Source organism: Pseudomonas sp. OE 28.3 (assembly GCF_014268205.2).
GTDB classification, from domain to species: domain Bacteria; phylum Pseudomonadota; class Gammaproteobacteria; order Pseudomonadales; family Pseudomonadaceae; genus Aquipseudomonas; species Aquipseudomonas edaphica.
Window position 1 is genome coordinate 309428 of the sequence record NZ_CP077082.1, and the last position, 21091, is coordinate 330518.

A 21091-nucleotide genomic window follows, 5' to 3' on the forward strand; every position below is an offset into this window, starting at 1 on the left:
CCGCTATCATTCGCCCCATCTTTCGGGGGATTCAACTGATGCTCAATGGCCTGTGGCTTGGCTTCTTTGTCGTGGCAATGGTGTCAGCACTGGCGCAATGGCTGGTTGGCGGTAATGCCGGGATTTTTGCGGCGATGGTCGAAAGCATTTTCGCCATGGCCAAACTGTCGGTGGACGTGATGGTGCTGCTGTTCGGCACCCTGACCTTATGGCTGGGCTTTTTGCGCATCGCCGAAAAAGCGGGCATCGTCGATTGGCTGGCCAAGGCGCTCGGCCCGCTGTTTCGCCGTTTGATGCCGGAAGTGCCCGCTGGCCACCCGGCCATCGGCTTGATCACCCTCAACTTCGCCGCCAATGGCCTGGGCCTGGACAACGCCGCCACACCGATTGGCCTGAAAGCCATGAAGGCGTTGCAGGAACTCAACCCCATCCCCAACACCGCGAGCAACGCGCAGATTTTGTTCCTGGTGCTTAACGCGTCCTCGCTGACGCTGTTGCCGGTGACGATCTTCATGTACCGCGCCCAGCAAGGCGCCGCCGACCCGACGCTGGTGTTCCTGCCGATCCTGCTGGCCACCAGCGCCTCAACGCTGGTGGGCCTGTTGTCGGTGGCTGTCATGCAGCGCCTGCGCTTGTGGGACCCGGTGGTGCTGGCGTATCTGATTCCCGGCGCGCTGATGCTGGGCGGCTTTATGGCGTTGCTGGCGACACTGTCCGCCACGGCGCTGGCGGGCCTGTCGTCGATCCTCGGCAACCTGACGCTGTTTGGCTTGATCATGCTGTTTCTGGTGATCGGTGCGTTGCGCAAGGTGAAGGTGTATGAGGCATTTGTCGAAGGTGCCAAAGAGGGCTTCGATGTTGCCAAGAACCTGCTGCCGTATCTGGTGGCGATGCTCTGCGCCGTGGGCGTATTGCGCGCCTCCGGGGCGTTGGACTTTGGCCTGGAGGGGATTCGCCATGTGGTGGCCTGGACGGGCATGGACACGCGCTTTGTCGATGCATTGCCGACGGCGATGGTCAAGCCGTTCTCCGGCAGCGCGGCGCGGGCGCTGTTGATCGAGACCATGCAGGCCAAGGGCGTGGACAGCTTCCCGGCGTTGGTCGCGGCGACGATTCAGGGCAGTACCGAGACCACCTTTTATGTGTTGGCGGTGTACTTTGGTTCGGTGGGCATCCAGCGCGCGCGGCATGCGGTTGGATGTGCGCTGCTGGCGGAGTTCGCCGGTGTGGTGGCGGCAATTTCGGTGTGCTACTGGTTTTTTGGTTAAGGCTTAGTTACCTGTGGCGAGGGAGCTTGCTCCCGCTGGGCCGCGAAGCGGCCCCAACAGGGTTTGGCAGGTGTGTCAGTTAAAATTCATGGGCGGGTTTTGGGGCTGCTGCGCAGCCCAGCGGGAGCAAGCTCCCTCGCCACAAGTGCAGCATTGCCCTGCTGCACCACCCAATCCACCACCTGCTTATTCAACTGATCCCCCGCCTGCCCAAACGCCGCCACTACCGCGGGCACTTTTGTATCGCCGACCGGCTGCTTCACCTCAAACCGCCGACTGGCAATAATCCGCTGATCACTGCCACGCACCAGACGCGCATCCAGGCGGATCACCACCTCCACCGCACTGCCATGGTACTCACTCTGAAACGCCTGCAACTGCCCGCCCAGCTCGTAATCGGCCTGCAGGTTGGTCTCGTCGGTACTCAGCAGCGTCACCCGCCCATCGCGCTGGAAACCGTCCATAAACCGATTTCGCAGCAACACCGGCGTCGGGTCGCTCCAGCGTGAGTTCGCGTAGCTGCTGATCAGGTCGCCGTTTGGCACTACGGCGATGCGCGGGCTGTCGAGAAACTCGCTGCTCTGCGGCTTGGACACCCGCAGCGACCAGCTCACCGGCGCGCCTTGGGTGCTGGTTGGCGCCGACGCCAGGCGGTAAACGTCAGACGGATCCGGCTTGGGCAGGATCGAGCAGGCGCTGATCAGCACCAAGGCCAGCGGGGCGATTATTTGGTAAGCACGCTTCATGGCGTGAACTCCTTGTTCTTGTCGCTGCCCAGCAGGTAACCGCTGGGGTTGGCTTCGAGGCGGCGGGAGATGGCGCGCAGCGAACCGAGGGTTTCGCGCAGTTCGCGCACGGCCGGTGCCAGTTCGTTGAGGCCCTGCATGCCGCTGTTCACCGAGTCTTTGTTGTTGGTCAGCAAGGTGTTGATGGTCGTGGTGCTTTGTTCCAGCGACTTCATGGCCTGCTCGGCACTGCCGAAGGCTTGCTTGCCTTGGTCATTGAGCAAGCCGTTGGCATTGCGCATCAGCGTAGTGGTCTGTTCCAGCGCGGCGCTCGCCTGCTTGCTCACCTGCATCAACTGTTGCATCACCACCTTGATATCACCGCGTTGGTCGGCAATGGCGCCGGTGGTTTGTTGCAGGTTATCCAGGGTGTTGCTCAGGCGTTCGACGTTCTCCCGCGAGAACATGTGGTTGGCGTTGTGCAGCAGCAGGTTGATGCTGGTCATCAGGTCGTTGCTGTTATTGAGCAGGCGCGCAATGGGGGACGGCGAGGCGATAATTTCCGGCAGGTTGCCGTCCTTGCCCTTGAGTTCCGGGCTTTGCGGCGTACCACCGCTGAGCTGGATGATCGAGGTGCCAGTGATGCCGGTCAGTGCCAGCTTGGCCTGGGTGTCTTCCTTGATCGGTGTCTGCCCGGCCAAACGGATGCGCGCCAGTACCCGGCGCGGGTCTTTCGGGTCCAGGCGCAGGCTGGTGACATCGCCCACCTTGATCCCGCTGTATTGCACCGAACTGCCCTGGGACAGGCCGCTGACGGCCTCGTTGAACACCACCTCGTATTCCTGGAAGGCGCTATCGACGCTGGACTTGGCCAGCCACAGGCCGAACAGCATGGCGCCGACCACCACGATCACGCTGAACAGACCGATCATCACATGATGGGCTCGGGTTTCCATGTCATACCTCGTTAAGCGATTGAGCGGCATCCAATGCCGCGCGGCCACGGGGGCCGTGGAAATATTCGTGAATCCAGGCGTCGTCCGTTTCCGAGACGACATCGATGGCATCGGCCACCAGCACTTTCTTCTGCGCCAGCACCGCCACACGGTCGGTGATGGTGTAGAGCGTGTCGAGGTCGTGGGTGACCAGGAACACGCTCAAGCCCAGCGCATCGCGCAGGGTGAGGATCAGTTGGTCGAATTGCGCCGCGCCAATCGGGTCGAGGCCGGCGGTGGGTTCGTCCAGGAACAGAATGTCCGGGTCCAGGGCCAGGGCGCGTGCCAGGGCCGCGCGCTTGATCATGCCGCCGGACAGTGACGCCGGGTATTTATCCGCCGCCGACAAAGGCAGCCCCGCCAGGGCTAGCTTGACTGCCGCCAAGTGTTCGGCGTCGCGACGGCTGAGGCCGGCGTGTTCGATCAACGGCAGGGCGACGTTTTCGGTGACCGTCAGCGAGGAAAACAGCGCACCCTTCTGGAACAGCACGCCAAAGCGCCGTTCCACCAGCGAGCGTTCATGTTCCGACAAATTGGGCAGGTTCTTGCCGAATACCCGCACCTCACCTTCGCTGGGCCGCCGCAGGCCGACGATGCTGCGAAGCAGTACCGACTTGCCGCTGCCGGAGCCGCCGACCACCGCGAGGATCTCGCCTTTGTACAAATCCAGATCGAGGTTCTCGTGCACGCTCTGGCTGCCAAAGCGATTGCACAGGCCGCGCACTTCGATCACCGCCTCAGTGGGCGCACGGTGTAGACGACTCACCAGCCCATCTCCATAAAGAACATCGCGGCGACTGCATCCAGCACAATCACCACGAAAATAGACTGCACCACGCTGGAGGTGGTGTGCGCGCCGACCGATTCGGCGCTGCCGCTGACCTTGAAGCCTTCGAGGCAGCCAATCGCCGCGATCAGGAAGGCGAAAATCGGCGCTTTCACCATCCCCACCAAAAAGTGCTGCACGCCAATGTCCGATTGCAGCAGCGAGAGAAACATCGCCGGTGAAATATCCAGGGCGACGGCACACACCACGCCGCCGCCGACAATCCCCGAGAGCATCGCCAAAAATGTCAGCATCGGCAGCGACACCAGCAGCGCCATTACCCGTGGCAGCACCAACAGTTCCATCGGGTCCAGGCCCAGGGTGCGGATCGCGTCGATTTCTTCGTTAGCCTTCATCGAGCCGATTTGCGCGGTAAAGGCGCTGGCCGTTCGGCCTGCGATCAGGATGGCGGTAAGCAATACGCCGAATTCTCGCAGGAAAGAAAACGCCACCAGGTCCACGGTAAAAATCGTCGCACCGAAGCTTTTGAGCACGGTGGCGCCGAGGAACGCCACCACGGCGCCCACCAGAAAGGTCAGCAACGCGACGATGGGCGCAGCGTCGAGGCCGGTTTGTTCGATATGCGCGACCATCGGTGTGATGCGCCAGCGCTTGGGGCGTAAAACGCCACGGGCGAAGGTTTCGAGGATCAGGCCGATAAAGCCCAGCAGTTTCATGCCGTCCTGCCATACCGTGTCGACAGCTCGACCGATACGCGCCAGCACTTGGATACCGGCGGCTTCTTCCGGCTCTTTGTCGGGTACGCAGAAATCGTTCAGGGAGCGGTAGACGGTTTTGAGCAGTGCCCGGTCGGCGGTAGACAAGCTGCAATCGGTCTGCTCGGCGGAATGCTCGATGCGCTCCGGGCCCAGCAACTCGACCAGCAGCGAGGCACCCGCGGTATCCAGGGCGCCGAGGCCATTGAGGTCGATGCGTGCACCGGCGTCGTATTGGCCGTCGAGCTTGTCGCTCAGCTTTTTAAGATTGGCGTAGTGGGCAAGCGTCCAGTCCCCCGTAATCCTGAGCAACGGGGGAACGCTGGAGGTGTCGAGGTGGGCTGCGCCGGCCGTGGTACGAGTGGTCATAAGCTCCGAGCTTGTTTGGCTATCCACAATTGCTACGTAATAGCACGATACGGCCTACTTTGGGTTGTCCGTTTGTGCTGGGTCAGTGACTTTAAAACGCAGCACGCCGATGACTTGCCCATCCTCCGTCAACACCTGCACCTGCCAGCGCCCGACCGCGTCGGCCGGGAAGTTCTGCTTGTGGGTCCAGGCGCGATAGCCTTCCTTGCGTCCGCCATGGATATCCAGGGCGATGCGGTCGACCTCTTGGCCGTTGAATTTCCACACATGGTAAATCCGCTCATCCAGCCCGCGTGGCGCGTTGATCGCGGTGTAAGCGTACAGCCCGCCGCTGCGCAGTTGCGCGGCGGTGACTTCCTTGAGGTCATCGCCCGGTGTGCGGTCTTGCAGCTGGGTGCTGATCGCCACTTCGGTCATCCACAATGTGGCCGGCGGCACCCAGCTGCGCAGGAACCAACCGGCGCAGCCGATGGCGGCCGTCACCCCGAGCAGCATCGCCCAGCCTTTGACGCTGCGCAGCGGCAGACTCGCGGCCAGGCTCGGGATCGACAGCGCCATGGCCACGCCGAGCGCCAATTTGTAACTCTCGGCGGTAGTCAGGTGCATGATGATGGGCAGTGCGGTGAGCAGTGCCGCGAACAAGGTCAGGGTGTGCAGCGCCAGGAACAGCGAGCGCTTGGGTGCCAGCCACTTGTAGTACAGCGGGTCGGTGATCGACACCAGCGCCGCCGCGCCGAGCAGGCCAGTGAATACGGATTGGCCGCTGTTCCAGGCGGTGGTGACGAAAAAGAACGGCAATACGAAGAACAGGCTTTCCTGGTGGATCATCTGGGTCGCGTAGCGCAGCAGCGGCTCGGGGATTTCGCGCTTGAAGACTTTGGCGAACAGCTGGGTAAAGCTGTTTTCCAGCATCAGCCACAGCCAGCTCACCAGCATGATCACCGCGATCCAGCTGGCCATGCCCTGCTGGCGGTCCACCAGGATGAAGCTGCACACACCGGATATGAAACCGCCGAGTGCGATCACCCCTGGATAGCGCTTGATCAGTTCGATAATGCGCTGGATAAGGGGCGGTAGATTTGGCATTGGCGATTCACAATTGGTGTAGGAAAAATCCCAGACAGAATAACGTCTTAGCCCTGTGTTCGGTGCCTCATTACGTGATCCGTTTGCGATAAAGGCGCACGCCGATCAACACACTGGCGATCAGCACGAGTACACCGGCACCGATCCAGCTCAGGGCGTCATAGCTCAGCAAGGGTTTTTCGATGCGCCAGTAGCCCTTCTGGTTAAACACCTCGCGCATGGCCTGGTTGGTTTGCGCCAGGTTGACGGCCTTGATGCGCTTGGCCGGGTCGCTGATATGGCCATCGGCATAGTCGCCGGCAGCGCTCCAGTAATAGTCGGCCAGCGCGCTGTTACCCTGCACCGCCCAGGCTTGGCGCGCGATGGCAGCTTGCTGCAGGCGGGCGAATACCGCTGGGTCGAGGCCGTCCTTGAGCAGTTGTGCCGTGAGGTTCTGCAACACCTGTTCAGCCTCAGGGAGTTTGTCGCGCTCAAGGTCGGCATTCAGGCTGAGGAAGCCGACGCCGCCGAGCACTTCGCGCTCACTCCATGGGCCGTAGGACAAACCGTGCTTGAGGCGCAGCTGACGGTACAGCGCCCAGTCGAGGTAGTCCTTGAGCAAATCGTAGGTTTCATCGTGTTGGTCGTCCAAAACCGGTTCGGGGAACAGCCAGTGCAGTTTGGCGCTGTCACCAACCCAGCCGTGGATAAGGTCGCGATGGCTGGCGGCGGTGTGCTGGATTTCCGGCAGCGGCCGGTGCTCGGTGGGTTCGACCGGATCAAGTTGACCGTAAGTGCGCTCCAGGTACGCCGGAAGCAGTTTGTCGAGGTCGCCGACGATAATCAGGGTCATGTTGTTGGGCGCGTACCAATGTGTGCGCAGGGTTTGCAATTGATCACGGGTCAGTTGGCTGACTTCGGCACGTTCGGCGCATTTGAGCCCCAGTTCGACGGCCAATTGGTTGCTGGCGGTGTGACCCAGGTCCTGGCGGTCGAGCAAGCGTTGCAGGTGCGAGTAATGGCCGCCGTCTTCGCGCTCGACCACTTTTTTGGCGGCATTGATGTTCGCGTCGGTCAGTTCGGTGCGGGTGAGGATCGCCAGTAACAGGTCCAGCACCTTGCGCTGGTTTTGCGCGGGTGCCTCGATCACAAAGGTGGTATCGGCATTGCTGGTGTAGGCGTTCCATTCGCCGCCGAGGGCTTGCATGCGGTCCTCAAGGTCGCCTTCACCACCGCCGTCGATGCCGCTGAACAGCAAGTGTTCGAGCAGGTGCGGCAGTTCTTTTTCGTCGCAGGGAAAGTCATCCAGGCCTACGCCGACCACCAGGCGGATCGCCACGTGCCCACGCTCGGTGCCTGGCTTGAGCAGCAATTGCAGGCCGTTGGGCAAGCTGTAGCCTTCGACTTGCAGGCGGTCGAAGGCAAAGGTGTGTGCCGAGCCCATGAGCAGGCAGGCAAGTAACAGGCGACGCATAACAAGCTTCCTGGCGGGTGAGGTCCATTGTTAACTGACTTCACGGGCCATCGTATGTTCAGGGCGAATGAGTGATGTCGGCAATATCTTCGGCAGAGAGTGCGCCGGTGTCTGAGGTTTCCAACACTACATAAGCACTGCTGCAAAACAACGAGTTCAGGCGTTTCATGTCGGCAATCAGCTCCAGGTGCAGGGAACTGGTCTCCATGCTCTGTACGATTTTACGCTGCAGACGGCTGACGTGGGCGTGGGCCAGGCGGCGCTCCTGGGCGCGGAAACGGCGCTTTTCACGCAGCAGTTGGCGGGCGCTTTCGGGGTCGGCGCTGAGAAACACCGACAGGCCCAAGCGCAGGTTGGCAATCAACTGGCTGTGCAGGCCGGTGAGTTCTTCCAGGCCGACTTCGGAGAACTGTCGGCGCTGTGAGGTTTTCTGCTGCTGGACTTTGCGCAGCATACGTTCGATCAGGTCGCCGGCCAGCTTGAGGTTGATCGACAGCTCGATGATCTCCGCCCAGCGGCGGCTGTCCTGTTCACTGAGGTCTTCGCGGGGCATTTGCGCCAGGTAAAGCTTGATCGCGCTGTAGAGGGCCTCGACGTCATCGCTGAGGCTGCGCATTTCCTGGGTAATGGCGGTTTGCTTGCCACGCAGTACTTCGAGCATGGCGGTGAGCATGTTGTCGATCAGGTCGCCCAGGCGCAGGGTCTCGCGGGCGGCGTTGGCCAGCGCCAGGCTTGGGGTGGCGAGCGAGGCCAGGTCCAGGTGACGTGGCCTGGCTTTGCCGTTGGTCTCCTGTTGTTCCGGCAGCAACCAGGCGCACAGGCGCGCCATTGGCCCGATGGTGGGCAGCAGGATCAGGCAGCGCGTGGTGTTGTAGAGCACATGGAAGGTGATGACCATGCCTTGGGCGCTGTAGTCCAAACCATCCATCCAGCGTACGAGCGGGTCGAGCACCGGAATAATCAGCAACAGGCCGATCAGTTTGTACAACAAGCTGCCCAGCGCGACCTGGCGGCCGGCAGCGTTCTGCATGTTGGTGCTGAGGAAGGCCAGCACGCCGCTGCCGATGTTGGCGCCGATCACCAGGCCGATGGCCACGTGCAAGCCGATCACACCGGCACCGGCGAGGGTGGCGGTCAGCAGTACGGCGGCCAGGCTGGAGTAGGAAATCATCGCAAACAGCGCGCCGACCAAGGCATCCAGCAGAATATCGCCGGTCAGCGAGGCAAAGATAACTTTGACGCCTTGGGCATGGGTAATCGGCCCGGCGGCTTCGACGATCAGTTGCAGGGCCAGAATGATCAGGCCCAGGCCGATACCGACGCGGCCCATCTGCCCCGCCCGCGTCTGTTTACGCGAGAGGAAGAAAATCACCCCAAGAAAAATCAGCAGTGGCGACAGCCAGGACAGGTCGAAAGTCAGTACCCGCGCCATCAACGCCGTGCCGACGTCGGCACCGAGCATGGTCGCCAGCGCCGGCATAAGGCCCATCAAGCCCTGGCCGACAAACGACGTCACCAGCATCGCCGTGGCGTTGCTGCTCTGCACCATGGCCGTCACCAGGATACCGGCGATAAACGCCAGCCAGCGCTTGGACATGTTCTGCCCGATGACTTGGCGCAAGTTGGAACCGTAGACCCGCAAGATGCCGGTACGGACGATGTGCGTGCCCCAGATAAGCAGGGTCACGGCGGAAAGCAGATTGAGCAAGGTCAGCATGCTCGGCCCCCCGTGTGGGTGTGCTCCAGAAAGAGCAAATGAGAATTGCCGCGTGCCGTTCTACGTCTTGTACTTAAGCTGTAGTTGGCGAATGGGCTCTGCGCCAGCATCGCATAGCTAAAGTGGGGATTGAAACAAAACTGTCATGAAGATCGTTCCCACGCTCTGCGTGGGAATGCATCCCGTGACGCTCTGCGTCGCTTTGAGGGCGGACGCGGAGCGTCCTGAGGCGGCATTCCCACGCGGAGCGTGGGAACGATCAACAACGATCAACAGCAGCGGGTCAGGTTTATTGACCCGGAATGTCCTTGCGCAGTTTCACAGGATCCTGCTGTTTCTTCTTTTTCGCGATAGCGGTACGCATCTTGATGTTTACCGCTTCTACTGCCAGCGAGAACGCCATGGCGAAGTAGACGTAGCCTTTTGGCACATGCACGTCGAAGGATTCGGCAATCAGCACCGTACCCACCACCAGCAGGAACGACAGCGCCAGCATCTTCAGCGACGGGTGCTTGTCGATGAATTCGCTGATGGTGCCCGCAGCCAGCATCATCACCAGTACGGCTACCACGATCGCAGCGACCATGACCGGCACATGGGAAACCATGCCGACCGCAGTGATCACCGAGTCCAGGGAGAACACGATGTCGATGATCGCGATCTGGATGATGGTGTAGATGAACTTGCCACCCTTGCCGCCCGGCTCGTCGTGGGTTTCGTCTTCACCTTCGAGGGCGTGGTACATCTCTTGGGAGCTTTTCCACAGCAGGAACAGGCCACCGAAGAACAGGATCAGGTCGCGACCGGAGATGCCCTGGCCGAAGACCACGAACAGGTCGGCGGTGAGTTGCATGACCCAGGTGATCGACAGCAGCAACAGGATTCGCGTGACCATGGCCAGGGCCAGGCCGAAGATCCGGGTGCGCGCCTGCATATGCTTGGGCATGCGGCTGACCAGGATCGAAATCATGATGATGTTATCGATACCCAGGACGATCTCGAGGGCCGTCAGGGTGAAGAAGGCAATCCAGATTTCCGGATTGGTCAGCCATTCCATGTGTATTCCTTTGAGCAAATGTGAAGCCGCGCAAGCTGCAGCGCCGCGCGGTCAGGTCGTTACGATTATAGAGTGCTGAACAGCGGAAAAATCCCCATCAGCAAAGCGGCGAACATTATGCACAGGCACACCAGCACTGCCCACTTGAGGGTAAAGCGTTGGTGATCGCCAAACTCGATCCCGGCCAGGGCCACCAGCAGGTAAGTCGATGGTACCAGCGGGCTGAGCAAATGTACGGGTTGGCCAACGATGGACGCACGGGCCATTTCCACGGCGGTGATACCGTAATGGCTGGCCGCTTCGGCGAGCACAGGCAGTACGCCGTAGTAGAACGCGTCGTTGGACATGAAGAACGTGAACGGCATGCTTACCAGCGCGGTGATCACTGCGAGGTACGGGCCCAGCGCTTCCGGGATAACCGCCAGCAAGCTCTTGGACATGGCATCAACCATGCCGGTACCGGACAGAATGCCGGTGAAGATGCCCGCGGCGAAGATGAGCCCGACGACTGCCAGCACGCTGCCGGCGTGGGCGGCGACGCGGTCTTTCTGCTGTTGCAGGCACGGGTAGTTGACGATCATCGCGATACTGAACGCCACCATGAACAGCACTGGCAGCGGCAACAGGCCGGCAATCAGGGTGCACATCAGCGCGAAGGTCAGTGCGCCGTTGAACCAGATCAGCTTGGGGCGACGGGCGTCCGGGAATTGCGACACGCTGATCTCGCTGTGATCGATCTCGTCGCCCTGCAGGTGCAGTTCACCCAGGCGGGCACGTTCGCGTTTGCCGTACATGTAGGCAATCACCAGGATCGCCACGACGCCGACAGCCATGGCCGGGATCATCGGTACGAAGATGTCCGACGGGTCTACATGCAAAGCACTCGCGGCGCGGGCAGTCGGGCCGCCCCACGGCGTCATGTTCATCACGCCGCCGGCGAGGATGATCAAGCCGGCCATGATCCGCGGGCTCATGCCGATGCGCTGGTACAGCGGCAGCATGGCGGCCACGCAGATCATGTAAGTGGTGGCGCCGTCACCGTCCAGGGACACCACCAGGGCAAGCACGGCGGTACCGACCGAAACTTTCAGCGGGTCGCCCTTGACCATCTTGAGGATCTTGCGCACGGCCGGGTCGAACAGGCCGGAGTCGATCATCAGGGCAAAGTAGAGAATGGCGAACATCAGCATTACGCCGGTCGGCGCAAGCTTGGTGATGCCCGCAAGCATCATCGGGCCGATCTCGGGGGCAAAACCACCAAACAGGGCGAACAGGATTGGCACAATGATCAAGGCAATCAGCGCGGACAGGCGCTTGGTCATGATCAGGTACATGAACGTGATGACCATGGCGAAGCCAAGGAAAGTCAGCATAGGAATACTCCGGGCGTAGCGCGGCTAGGGAATGGCGAACCGGGTTGGGGTCAGCGCAGTACGAAAGGCACGTAGCGTACGAGTGGAGTTGGAGCGAACAGGCGGGTAGTAGCGGACATCAGGAATCACCATTGTTGTTGTTTACAGCCGGTCTGTTGCCGGCAGTGGGGGCGATCCTAGACGGGGAAGCTTTCAGCCAGCTTTCGCTGTGTAAGTCAGATGATGGAAGGTTTGTAGGAATTTTCTTTAAGGTGACTCAGGGCAGCTCCAAACCGCCTGAGGCTTTGTGCAAGGCGCGCAGGTGCTCGCCCATCTGCTTGAGGTTGGCTTCGCAGGCGGCAATCTCGTCGGCGCGTGAGGGGTCCAGCAGCGCCCTCACCTCTTTATCCAGATCGCCGGTCAACGATTGCAGTTGCTTCTGGCGCTCGGCGCTTTCCGATTCCAGGCGTTTGGCTTCCGAAGGTTGCGGCAGGCCGTAGCCGCCGCTGTCGAGCAATTCCGCCGGGCGGCTTAGAAAACCGCTGTTGGCGAGGATCTGTTGCAGTGTGTTGTTGGCTTTTTCCATGCCGCCGTTTTTCAGCTCACGGGCATTGAGGTAGCGCTGCTTGACTTCGTCCTGGGCCAGCATCAGTTGTTTGCGATAGCTGGCTTGTTCCAGCAGCAGCAGCGCGGCGCTGGTGCGCAGGTCGGCCTGGATGAACCACTGGCGGCGTTCTGCGGCACTGAGGGCGAGCCAGTCTTCGACTTGGGTCTGCTTGATCGGCAGGTGTTTGCGCAGCACGTCGAACATCGCCTGGTAGCGCTCGCGGAACGAGTCGAAGTGATAACCCAGGCGCAAGGCTTCGCGCTTGTCGTCTAGCACACTGGTATCAGCCAGGCCGCGGGCACTGAGCACCTCGAGCAAGCCGTTGGGGGTGATGTTGTCCAGGCCGGTCAGTTGCGGGTTGGCGCTGCCGCTGCGTAGCAGCTTGAGGCTCTCCACCGCGCAGTTGTTGGAGATAAAAAAGTAATTGCCGTCGTAGCTCCAGTGCATCTCGGCGGCATGTTCGACGGTGTCGTTGATCTCTTGGCGGGTGAGCTTGAGCGGCACCGAGGCCAGGCCGCGCAGTTCAGTCTTGGTGTATTCGTCGATCACCTGCGCCAACGGCAGCACAAACAGCCGTGACGGGTACTTGCCCACCAGCCCATCCCAGCTCGAGAGCTGTACGTCACCGACGAAAGCGCGGTAAGACAATACCAAGTGCTGGTCCAGGTCCAATCGGCAATCCGGGCCACGCGGGCGGCCGGGTGCGCAGATCACCAGGCGCAACATGCTGTGGCCCCAGCGGCTCACCAGATTTTGGTTGGCCTCGGCCAGCAAGTAGTCGATTTCATACACGCGCTCCGGGTCGATCTGGCCCAACGGCGTTTTGGCGAAGTCGTTACCGGCGTTCAGGAACGCGTAGGTCTTGGCGCAGGTGTCTTGTTCGGGCGGTGCCCAGCCGAAGTGTTCCTTGTAATAGCGAAACAGCGCGGGGCGACGGCAGGCATAGCTCGGGTCAAGTAGGAAATACTCCATATTGACCGCCACGAACTCCAGCGGGCTGGTGGTTTCGTAGATATCGGGGCTGCGGGCGACCTGGTGGTTGTGTTGCTCGCGCTCGCCGCGACGGCCCACGTATTGGGGCCAGCCGGCAATGTCCAGCAGGCGCGGGTCGTCACTCAGGGTGAAACGACGGTCGTTCTGGCCACGGCATTGATCGGGCAGGCCGATCAGGCCGGTGATGTTGTTCTGGCGGCTGCAGCGCTGGATCAGGCGGCGCTCGTCTGTGGACCACAAGCGCGCACGGTCATAGATGTGGGTCAGCTCATGCAGCACGGTGGCGAGCATTTCGCGGCGCACAGTGCCATGGGGGCGATTGGTCTTCTGGGTGGCGGCGCTGCCGTCGGTGAGGCTGGCGAGCAGGTTGCTGTTGAGGTCCAGTTCGGACACCAGAGAAGCCTGGCCATAGGCGTTTTCAGGCATCTTGTCGGTCCAGCCGACATCAATACGCCGGTCCAACTGCTCGATAAAGCGCGGCGGCAGAGCGCGCATCGCTTCGTCGAGCAACGCCTGGCTTGCCTGCTGTTCGGCCGGGCTCAAGCCATCGGTCTTGAGCCGCAGTTGCAGGCTGGCCTGGGCTGTGCCTGCACAGAGCAGCACAGTCCCGGCCAGTAGCCAGGCGAACAGGCGCCTCACAGAGCGAGGATAGCTTCGGCGAGGGTCTGGTCACTGGCGTCGCGGGCTTCCGGTACGCGGGTGCGCAGGGTATCGAAGGCTGCTTCCAATTGTGCGCCGCGGATTTCGCCGTTGGAGGCGACGAAGCTGGCAGCGTCATCGTGGGCTTCGCGCACGATTTTGGAGTCGCGGATGGAAGTGGTGGTGTCCGAAGTGAAATCAATGGTGCGCGCCGAGGCACGCACGATGATGTTACTGGTGGCTTTCAGGGTTTGCGCGTGGGCGACATCGGCCAACAACAGCAGGCCCAGAGCGGCGGCGATCAGCGGGCTACGCATGGAATGACTCCGAAATACAAAGATAGAAATATACGATGATTATTGGACGAGAATTGCCTGCGCCAGTTCAAGGTCGCTGACATGAAGTTTTGGCTGGGTTCGGCGCAGATACTCCAGCGCAGATTCCAGACGAGCTCCCCGCCATTGGCCGTCAGTGGCGATAAAAGCGGCAGCGTCATCCTGGGCGGCCAGTATCAATTTTCTGTCAAAGGGCGCTGACGTCACCTTGCTGGTGGCGTAGGCACTGATGACGGTGCTCTGGGTGGACACATCAAAGGCCGAAGCCAAGGGTGGCCAGCAGGCAGAAAACAACACGGGAACAATCAACAGGCGGTATGAAAAAGCCATGGGACTCGACAACTGAAAGCGAGCGCCAAGGCTAGCGCAACGCCCGGGCGAGAGCCAGCGCTGACACATTTGGTAGCGGCTGGCATGCCCTGGCGTTACCGGATCATCAAATGGCCAGAATCGCCTGGGCCAGTTGTGCGTCGGTCGCTGTGTTCAGTTGTGGGGCCTGTTGGCGAATCTGGGCCAGGGCGCTTTCCAGCTTCACACCACGAATGGCGCCTTCGCTGGCAACAAAGCTGGCAGCGTCGTCACGGGCGGCTTGCACGACTTTGTTGTCACGCAGGGACGACGTGGCATCGGAGCTGGCATCGGAAGTGGCTTTGAGGGCGCCGACGATCGAGTCGGTGGTCACGATAAGGCTGCTCGCGTTGGCGTTGGCGGCCAGGGCCAACAGGGTGGCAGCACTCAGCAGGCGAAGACGGGACATGGAAAAACTCCTGTAGAAGATCAAATAAAAGCGGCGCAAAGCGGCCACTGTGAAACGGACATTGCTGCGGATTAAGCATCAGACGTCCGCTCTACAAGGTTCGCCACGTAATAACGGGATCTTAAGCTGCCGCTTATCCGTTCGGAAAGCCTCTATCTGCCTAGTCACGCCAGAAAGGTTTGGACAGCTCGGCAGTACGGTCGCCCTGGCTGATGCCGGCGTCGGCTAATTCACGTGGGTCAAGTTGCGCAAGTTGGCGGCGTTCATGGGCCTGCCGCGCCCATCTGCCCAGGGCGCAAGCCATTCGAATGATCAACTGTTTGTAACGCGAGGTCTGTGTGTTCATGACGGCGGCCTTCCATGAGGTCTTGGAACACCATCTTGGGCGGCCAGCTTTTACCAATACAGATACACCAAAGTTAAATTGTACCGTCTAATTGTTATGTTATTTAAACTGTACTGGTCCTTATCTCTGGGGTCTGTTTTAGCCGTGTAAAGTTTGAAACCCGGAAACAACAAAGCCCGCCTCCGGTTTCCCGGGGCGGGCTTTGTTTTGTTAAATCAGGGTGCTGGCGGTGGACCCGGCGGGTCAGGGCCAGCGGGCGCCAATTAGCGCCAGAACGGCTTGCTCAGCTCTTCGTAGCGTTGAGCTTCGCTGATACCGGCGTCAGCCAGCAGACGCGAATCCAGACGAGCCAGTTGATGGCGGCTGGAGATGCGGCGCTGCCACAACATCAGGTTGGCGAGAACGCGCAAAGGCAGGGAAGCCTGGGTGTTTACAGCTTTTTCTTCGAAGAACAGATCGGAACTGAGTGTACGTTCCATGATGACATCCTTCCGCTTGTGGCGGGATTAGGTAGTGGTTTAACTGATGCCAATGATCCTCCTCCGACGCAAGACTCTCTAGATACAGTTCACCTGTATTGTGAGGGGCCAGTTAACTGTTTATAGCGGCTGTACTGTACGGAAATGAGGCAACTGTACCTGTCTGCACTTTATCGGTGCGAAATTGGCATTTGCGGTGGGGTTCGTAGGAGAATTCAGTAGGAAATGACCGGTACAGCAGTACAGTTTTTTCAAAATGTACGGCTGTGGTCACCGAGCTGAACAAACTGTGTTTGCATCAGCTCGGATCTGTATCAATCAAGCCTTGAGCATATGCCCGGTTTCTTCCAGATTGATGTGCCAACTCAGTGCTTCGCGCAGGATGTGCGGAGTATGCCCACCGATCGCGCAGGCAGCGTTGAAGTAACTGTTCAGCGCATCGCGGTAAGCCGGGTGCACGCAATTGTCGATGATCACCCGTGCGCGCTCGCGTGGCGCCAGGCCACGCAGGTCAGCGAGGCCAACCTCGGTCACCAGTATGTCCACGTCATGCTCGGTATGGTCCACATGGCTGACCATCGGCACCACGCTGGAAATCGCGCCGCCCTTGGCAATCGACTTGGTGACGAAAATCGCCAGGTGCGCGTTACGCGCGAAGTCTCCGGAGCCGCCAATCCCATTCATCATCCGCGTGCCGCAGACGTGGGTGGAGTTGACGTTGCCGTAGATGTCGAACTCAAGCGCCGTGTTGATACCGATAATGCCCAGGCGCCGAACCACTTCAGGGTGGTTGGAGATTTCCTGAGGGCGCAGTACCAGCTTGTCCTTGTAGTGTTCCAGGTTGCCGAACACGTCAGCGTTGCGTCGCTCCGACAAGGTGATCGAGCTGCCCGAAGCAAAGCTCAGCTTGCCCGCGTCGATCAGGTCGAAGGTCGAGTCCTGCAACACTTCCGAATACATGGTCAGGTCTTCGAATGGCGATTCGATCAGGCCGCACATCACCGCGTTGGCGATGTTGCCGATCCCGGCCTGCAGCGGGCCGAGCTTGTTGGTCATGCGCCCGGCGTCGACTTCCTGCTTGAGGAAGTTGATCAGATGGTTAGCGATGCCTTGGGTGTCGGCGTCCGGTGGTGTCACGGTTGAGGCGGAGTCGGCCTGATTGGTGATCACGATGGCGACGATTTTTTCCGGCGGGATCGGAATCGCGGTACTGCCGATGCGGTCGTCGACCTTGACCAGTGGGATTGGCGTGCGCGTCGGCCGGTAGGTCGGGATATAGATGTCGTGCAGCCCTTCCAGGTTCGGGTTGTGCGCCAGGTTGATCTCGACAATCACTTGTTTGGCGAAAATCGCAAAGCTGGCCGAGTTGCCCACGGAGGTGGTGGGCACGATGTGTCCTTGTTCGGTGATCGCGACGGCTTCGATCACGGCGATGTCCGGCAACTTGAGCTGGTTGTTGCGCAGTTGCTCGACGGTTTCCGACAGGTGCTGGTCGATAAACATCACTTGGCCTGCGTTGATCGCCTTGCGCAGTGTGCTGTCGACTTGAAACGGCATGCGGCGCGACAAAACGCCGGCCTCGGTCAGTTGCTTGTCCAAGTCATTGCCCAGGCTGGCACCGGTCATCAGGGTGATTTTCAGCGGCGAAGTCTTGGCGCGTTCGGCCAGGGCGTGGGGGACGGCCTTGGCTTCACCGGCACGGGTGAAGCCGCTCATGCCGACGGTCATGCCGTCCTCGATCAGTGCGGCGGCATCTGCCGCGCTCATGACCTTGTTCAACAACGAAGGCAAGCGGATACGATCACGGTACATGAATTGTTATCTCAGGCTACGGAAGCAAGGTGGGCAGTGTAGTGATTTCAAAAAAATTCGGCCCGCTACCATGGTCGAATGCCAGGCAGCGATTTAGAGCCTTTGGTCGGGTTTCACGTGAGTACAAAGCGGAACGCCGAGCATTCCCGGATGCATTCCCACGCAGAGCTTGGGAACAATAAAAAAACCCCAGCCTACTGGAGGCCAGGGTTTCGTGTATTGCGCTGGCGCAGTGTTATTCGACGGCTTTGACCATATCTTCGATGACTTTCTTGGCATCACCGAAGACCATCATGGTCTTGTCCAGGTAGAACAGCTCGTTATCCAGACCGGCGTAGCCGCTGGCCATCGAGCGCTTGTTGACGATGATGGTCTTGGCCTTGAATGCCTCAAGGATCGGCATACCGGCAATCGGTGAGTTAGGGTCGTTCTTGGCGGCCGGGTTGACCACGTCGTTGGCGCCCAACACCAGCACCACGTCGGCCTGGCCGAACTCGGAGTTGATGTCTTCCATCTCGAACACTTGGTCGTAAGGCACTTCCGCCTCGGCCAGCAACACGTTCATGTGCCCAGGCATACGGCCCGCTACCGGGTGGATCGCGTACTTCACGGTCACGCCACGGTGTGTCAGCTTTTCGGTCAGCTCTTTAAGGGCGTGTTGCGCCCGAGCGACTGCCAGGCCGTAGCCGGGAACGATGATCACGGTGTCGGCGTTGGTCAGCAGGAACGTGGCGTCGTCCGCCGAACCGGATTTCACCGGACGCGCTTCTTTGGAGCCTGCCGCTGCGCCGGCATCTGCTGTGTTGCCGAAGCCACCGAGCAGCACATTAAAGAAGGAGCGGTTCATTGCCTTGCACATGATGTACGACAGAATCGCGCCGCTGGAGCCCACCAGGGAGCCGGCGATGATCAGCATCGAGTTGTTCAGCGAGAAGCCGATGCCCGCCGCTGCCCAACCGGAGTAGCTGTTGAGCATCGAGACAACCACCGGCATGTCGGCGCCGCCGATCGGGATGATGATCAGCACGCCCAGCACGAAAGCCAGGGCCAGCATCAACGCGAACGCAGTGAGGTTGCCGGTGAACATGAACGCCAGGCCCAGGCCCAGGGTTGCCAGGCCGAGCACCAGGTTCAGTTTGTGCTGGCCACCGAACTGTACCGGTGCGCCCTGGAACAGGCGGAACTTGTACTTGCCCGAGAGTTTGCCGAATGCGATCACCGAACCGGAGAAGGTAATTGCACCAATGGCTGCGCCGAGGAACAGTTCCAGGCGGTTGCCCGCAGGAATCGAGTCGCCCAGGTGTTTGACGATGCCCAAGGATTGCGGCTCGACCACGGCGGCAATCGCGATGAATACCGCCGCCAGGCCGATCATGCTGTGCATGAAGGCAACCAGCTCTGGCATCTTGGTCATTTCTACGCGCTTGGCCATGATCGAACCGGCGGTGCCGCCGATCAGCAGGCCGACGATCACGTAACCGATACCGGCTGTTGCAAGCTCAGCGCCGAGCTTGTAGATGAGGCCCACGGTCGTCAGCACCGCCAGCGCCATGCCGAGCATGCCGAACAGGTTGCCGCGTCGCGATGTGGTTGGGTGCGACAGGCCTTTGAGGGCCTGGATAAAGCAGATCGACGCGATCAAGTAGAGCGTCGTAACCAAATTCATGCTCATTACTTTGGCGCCTCTTCTTTTGCTTTCGGGGCTTTCTTCTTGAACATCTCCAGCATCCTGCGCGTGACCAGGAACCCGCCGAATACGTTAACCGCCGCCAAGGCCACGGCCAGGGTGCCCATGGTTTTACCCAGTGGTGTCACGGTGAGGGCTGCGGCGAGCATGGCGCCGACGATTACGATCGCAGAGATCGCGTTGGTCACCGCCATCAGTGGTGTGTGCAGCGCGGGTGTGACGTTCCAGACCACGTGGTAACCGACATAAATCGCCAGCACAAAGATGATCAGGTTGTAGATACCGGGGGAGATAAGCTCTTCCATCGTCTGAATCCCTGCTTAGGCGTTTTTGCGGATGACTTGGCCGTCGCGGCACATCAGGCACGCGGCGACGATGTCGTCTTCGAGGTTGATTTCAAACTGCCCTTCCTTGGTGAAGACCAGCTTCAGGAAGTCCAGCAGGTTGCGCGCATATAAAGCAGAAGCATCGGCGGCGACGGCACCGGCCAGGTTGGTCGGGCCGCAAATGGTCACGCCGTTTTTCACCACGACTTGGTCGGCGACGGTCAGTGGGCAGTTGCCACCCTGGGCGGCGGCGAGGTCGATGACCACCGACCCCGGCTTCATTTGTGCGACGGTTTCGGCACTGAGCAAGGTCGGGGCTTTGCGGCCCGGGATCAGCGCAGTAGTGATGACGATGTCCGCTTGTTTGGCGCGTTCATGCACGGCCAGGGCCTGGCGCTGCATCCAGCTCGATGGCATCGGGCGCGCGTAGCCGCCGACACCGACCGCGCATTCACGCTCTTCATCGGTTTCGTAGGGCACGTCGACGAACTTGGCGCCGAGGGACTCGATCTGCTCTTTTACGGCAGGGCGCACGTCAGACGCTTCGATCACGGCGCCCAGGCGTTTCGCCGTGGCGATCGCCTGCAGGCCGGCGACACCCGCGCCGAGGATCAGCACGCGCGCGGCTTTGACGGTGCCGGCGGCAGTCATCAGCATCGGCATGAAGCGTGGGTAGTGATGGGCTGCCAGCAATACGGCTTTATAGCCGGCAATGTTGGCCTGTGACGACAGCACGTCGAGGCTTTGGGCTCGCGAGGTACGTGGCGCAGCTTCGAGCGCGAAGGCGGTAATGCCTCGCTCTGCCAGCTTGGCGATGGTTTCGTTGCTGAACGGGTTGAGCATGCCCACCAACACGGTGCCGCTTTTGATCAGCGTCAGTTCGCTGTCGCTGGGGGCAACCACCTTGAGAATCAGCTCGGCGCCAAACGCGTCGCTGGCGCTGCCAATGGTTGCGCCTGCCGTTTCATAGGCACTGTCGACGATGCTGGCGGTAATGCCTGCGCCGCTTTGTACAGTGACCTTATGGCCCTGGCCGATCAGCTTCTTGATGGTTTCCGGGGTGGCAGCCACCCGCGTTTCACCGGTCTGGGTTTCGAGAGGAACACCAATGTGCACGTCAAATCTCCTGCATGATCTTTTTGCTTTTGATCTTTTTGTAAAAAGGCCAGTGCACCGTGAGGGGCGCAGCTGGGGCGGCCGATCAGCACGATCCCGCTGAAATGACAGCGGGGCGCGGCATTTTGCAGGCGAACTTTACGGCCTTCAAGGGATTATGACGGGTGACGAAAAATTAACTACAAGTCACCCTGTGACTGATTGTCGCAACATGGCAAAATAACCTCTTTAAATACAGGTGTTTAAAGGGTTTTAGAGGGTTGTAGAGGGTTGTAGACGGTTTTCCTATCTTTGCCGTGAATGGTCGGGCATTGGCAGCTGATAGTCGCTACAAGCCTTGTCAGTCATGGCGTTAAGCTCATTTTTACGCTGAGAGGTACAGTCTTCCAAAACACGACATATAGTTACATCTGTAGGCGCTTAATTTATT

20 protein-coding genes are annotated in these 21091 nt (G+C 60.3%); 1 reads left to right on the forward strand and 19 read right to left on the reverse strand.

Annotated elements, in window-relative coordinates; genetic code table 11:
- Positions 1-38: 38 nt before the first annotated feature.
- Positions 39-1268 (forward strand): spore maturation protein, encoded by a 1230-nt coding sequence (locus HU759_RS01390; RefSeq protein ID WP_017139079.1) that lies wholly within the window; start codon positions 39-41, stop codon positions 1266-1268.
- An 86-nt stretch (positions 1269-1354) separates the two neighbouring features.
- On the opposite strand, the gene HU759_RS01395 is transcribed toward HU759_RS01390, so the two are convergent.
- From HU759_RS01395 to HU759_RS01485, 19 genes are all read right to left on the reverse strand, one after another.
- The gene (locus tag HU759_RS01395) at positions 1355-2014 is read right to left on the reverse strand and encodes an ABC-type transport auxiliary lipoprotein family protein (RefSeq protein ID WP_186618278.1); all 660 of its coding nucleotides are present in this window, start codon (positions 2012-2014) and stop codon (positions 1355-1357) included.
- Positions 2011-2949 (reverse strand): MlaD family protein, encoded by a 939-nt coding sequence (locus HU759_RS01400; protein ID WP_017139077.1) that lies wholly within the window; start codon positions 2947-2949, stop codon positions 2011-2013. Before HU759_RS01400 ends, HU759_RS01395 begins: the two co-directional genes overlap by 4 nt.
- 1 nt (position 2950) lies before the next feature.
- The gene (locus HU759_RS01405; RefSeq protein WP_017139076.1) at positions 2951-3754 is read right to left on the reverse strand and encodes an ABC transporter ATP-binding protein; all 804 of its coding nucleotides are present in this window, start codon (positions 3752-3754) and stop codon (positions 2951-2953) included.
- Positions 3751-4899 carry an ABC transporter permease gene (locus HU759_RS01410; protein ID WP_017139075.1) on the reverse strand — a complete coding sequence of 383 codons (1149 nt, stop codon included), beginning with the start codon at positions 4897-4899 and terminating at the stop codon, positions 3751-3753. Before HU759_RS01410 ends, HU759_RS01405 begins: the two co-directional genes overlap by 4 nt.
- 54 nt (positions 4900-4953) lie before the next feature.
- A complete protein-coding gene (locus tag HU759_RS01415; RefSeq protein ID WP_017139074.1) occupies positions 4954-5985 on the reverse strand; it encodes a DUF5924 family protein in 1032 nt (343 codons plus the stop codon).
- A 70-nt stretch (positions 5986-6055) separates the two neighbouring features.
- On the reverse strand, positions 6056-7438 hold the full coding sequence (locus HU759_RS01420) for a pitrilysin family protein (protein ID WP_169987974.1): 1383 nt from the start codon (positions 7436-7438) through the stop codon (positions 6056-6058).
- 58 nt (positions 7439-7496) lie between these two features.
- A complete protein-coding gene (locus HU759_RS01425; protein ID WP_017139072.1) occupies positions 7497-9155 on the reverse strand; it encodes a Na/Pi cotransporter family protein in 1659 nt (552 codons plus the stop codon).
- 289 nt (positions 9156-9444) lie between these two features.
- On the reverse strand, positions 9445-10212 hold the full coding sequence (locus HU759_RS01430) for a TerC family protein (protein WP_017139071.1): 768 nt from the start codon (positions 10210-10212) through the stop codon (positions 9445-9447).
- Between the two features lie 65 nt (positions 10213-10277).
- Positions 10278-11585, reverse strand: coding sequence for a CitMHS family transporter (locus tag HU759_RS01435; protein ID WP_017139070.1), 1308 nt, complete (start codon positions 11583-11585; stop codon positions 10278-10280).
- Between the two features lie 256 nt (positions 11586-11841).
- Positions 11842-13803, reverse strand: a complete 1962-nt coding sequence (locus HU759_RS01440; protein ID WP_170040723.1) for a DUF4105 domain-containing protein — start codon at positions 13801-13803, stop codon at positions 11842-11844.
- The gene (locus tag HU759_RS01445; protein ID WP_060756468.1) at positions 13800-14120 is read right to left on the reverse strand and encodes a DUF2388 domain-containing protein; all 321 of its coding nucleotides are present in this window, start codon (positions 14118-14120) and stop codon (positions 13800-13802) included. Before HU759_RS01445 ends, HU759_RS01440 begins: the two co-directional genes overlap by 4 nt.
- Before the next feature lie 39 nt (positions 14121-14159).
- Positions 14160-14468 carry a DUF2388 domain-containing protein gene (locus HU759_RS01450; protein ID WP_017139067.1) on the reverse strand — a complete coding sequence of 103 codons (309 nt, stop codon included), beginning with the start codon at positions 14466-14468 and terminating at the stop codon, positions 14160-14162.
- Positions 14469-14574: 106 nt separating this feature from the next.
- Positions 14575-14895 (reverse strand): DUF2388 domain-containing protein, encoded by a 321-nt coding sequence (locus HU759_RS01455; RefSeq protein ID WP_017139066.1) that lies wholly within the window; start codon positions 14893-14895, stop codon positions 14575-14577.
- A 160-nt stretch (positions 14896-15055) separates the two neighbouring features.
- Complete coding sequence (locus HU759_RS01460) at positions 15056-15241, reverse strand: DUF1127 domain-containing protein (protein WP_017139065.1); 186 nt, start codon at positions 15239-15241, stop codon at positions 15056-15058.
- Positions 15242-15504: 263 nt separating this feature from the next.
- Positions 15505-15720 (reverse strand): DUF1127 domain-containing protein, encoded by a 216-nt coding sequence (locus tag HU759_RS01465; protein ID WP_003214752.1) that lies wholly within the window; start codon positions 15718-15720, stop codon positions 15505-15507.
- 318 nt (positions 15721-16038) lie between these two features.
- Positions 16039-17532 carry an acetyl-CoA hydrolase/transferase family protein gene (locus HU759_RS01470; RefSeq protein ID WP_017139063.1) on the reverse strand — a complete coding sequence of 498 codons (1494 nt, stop codon included), beginning with the start codon at positions 17530-17532 and terminating at the stop codon, positions 16039-16041.
- Positions 17533-17767: 235 nt separating this feature from the next.
- Positions 17768-19204 carry an NAD(P)(+) transhydrogenase (Re/Si-specific) subunit beta gene (locus tag HU759_RS01475; protein WP_017139062.1) on the reverse strand — a complete coding sequence of 479 codons (1437 nt, stop codon included), beginning with the start codon at positions 19202-19204 and terminating at the stop codon, positions 17768-17770.
- Complete coding sequence (locus tag HU759_RS01480; protein WP_003220416.1) at positions 19204-19524, reverse strand: NAD(P) transhydrogenase subunit alpha; 321 nt, start codon at positions 19522-19524, stop codon at positions 19204-19206. The genes HU759_RS01475 and HU759_RS01480 overlap by 1 nt, the downstream gene beginning before the upstream one ends.
- A 15-nt stretch (positions 19525-19539) precedes the next feature.
- Entirely contained in the window at positions 19540-20661 is a 1122-nt protein-coding gene (locus HU759_RS01485; RefSeq protein WP_186618279.1) for a Re/Si-specific NAD(P)(+) transhydrogenase subunit alpha, read from the reverse strand.
- Positions 20662-21091 lie beyond the last annotated feature (430 nt).

Coding starts and splice junctions, on each gene's coding strand:
- HU759_RS01390 (WP_017139079.1), top strand. CDS start 39: ATGCTCAATGGCCTGTGGCTTGGCTTCTTTGTCGTGGCAATGGTGTCA.
- HU759_RS01395 (WP_186618278.1), bottom strand. CDS start 2,014: ATGAAGCGTGCTTACCAAATAATCGCCCCGCTGGCCTTGGTGCTGATC.
- HU759_RS01400 (WP_017139077.1), bottom strand. CDS start 2,949: ATGGAAACCCGAGCCCATCATGTGATGATCGGTCTGTTCAGCGTGATC.
- HU759_RS01410 (WP_017139075.1), bottom strand. CDS start 4,899: ATGACCACTCGTACCACGGCCGGCGCAGCCCACCTCGACACCTCCAGC.
- HU759_RS01415 (WP_017139074.1), bottom strand. CDS start 5,985: ATGCCAAATCTACCGCCCCTTATCCAGCGCATTATCGAACTGATCAAG.
- HU759_RS01420 (WP_169987974.1), bottom strand. CDS start 7,438: ATGCGTCGCCTGTTACTTGCCTGCCTGCTCATGGGCTCGGCACACACC.
- HU759_RS01425 (WP_017139072.1), bottom strand. CDS start 9,155: ATGCTGACCTTGCTCAATCTGCTTTCCGCCGTGACCCTGCTTATCTGG.
- HU759_RS01430 (WP_017139071.1), bottom strand. CDS start 10,212: ATGGAATGGCTGACCAATCCGGAAATCTGGATTGCCTTCTTCACCCTG.
- HU759_RS01435 (WP_017139070.1), bottom strand. CDS start 11,585: ATGCTGACTTTCCTTGGCTTCGCCATGGTCATCACGTTCATGTACCTG.
- HU759_RS01445 (WP_060756468.1), bottom strand. CDS start 14,120: ATGCGTAGCCCGCTGATCGCCGCCGCTCTGGGCCTGCTGTTGTTGGCC.
- HU759_RS01450 (WP_017139067.1), bottom strand. CDS start 14,468: ATGGCTTTTTCATACCGCCTGTTGATTGTTCCCGTGTTGTTTTCTGCC.
- HU759_RS01455 (WP_017139066.1), bottom strand. CDS start 14,895: ATGTCCCGTCTTCGCCTGCTGAGTGCTGCCACCCTGTTGGCCCTGGCC.
- HU759_RS01460 (WP_017139065.1), bottom strand. CDS start 15,241: ATGAACACACAGACCTCGCGTTACAAACAGTTGATCATTCGAATGGCT.
- HU759_RS01465 (WP_003214752.1), bottom strand. CDS start 15,720: ATGGAACGTACACTCAGTTCCGATCTGTTCTTCGAAGAAAAAGCTGTA.
- HU759_RS01470 (WP_017139063.1), bottom strand. CDS start 17,532: ATGTACCGTGATCGTATCCGCTTGCCTTCGTTGTTGAACAAGGTCATG.
- HU759_RS01475 (WP_017139062.1), bottom strand. CDS start 19,204: ATGAGCATGAATTTGGTTACGACGCTCTACTTGATCGCGTCGATCTGC.
- HU759_RS01480 (WP_003220416.1), bottom strand. CDS start 19,524: ATGGAAGAGCTTATCTCCCCCGGTATCTACAACCTGATCATCTTTGTG.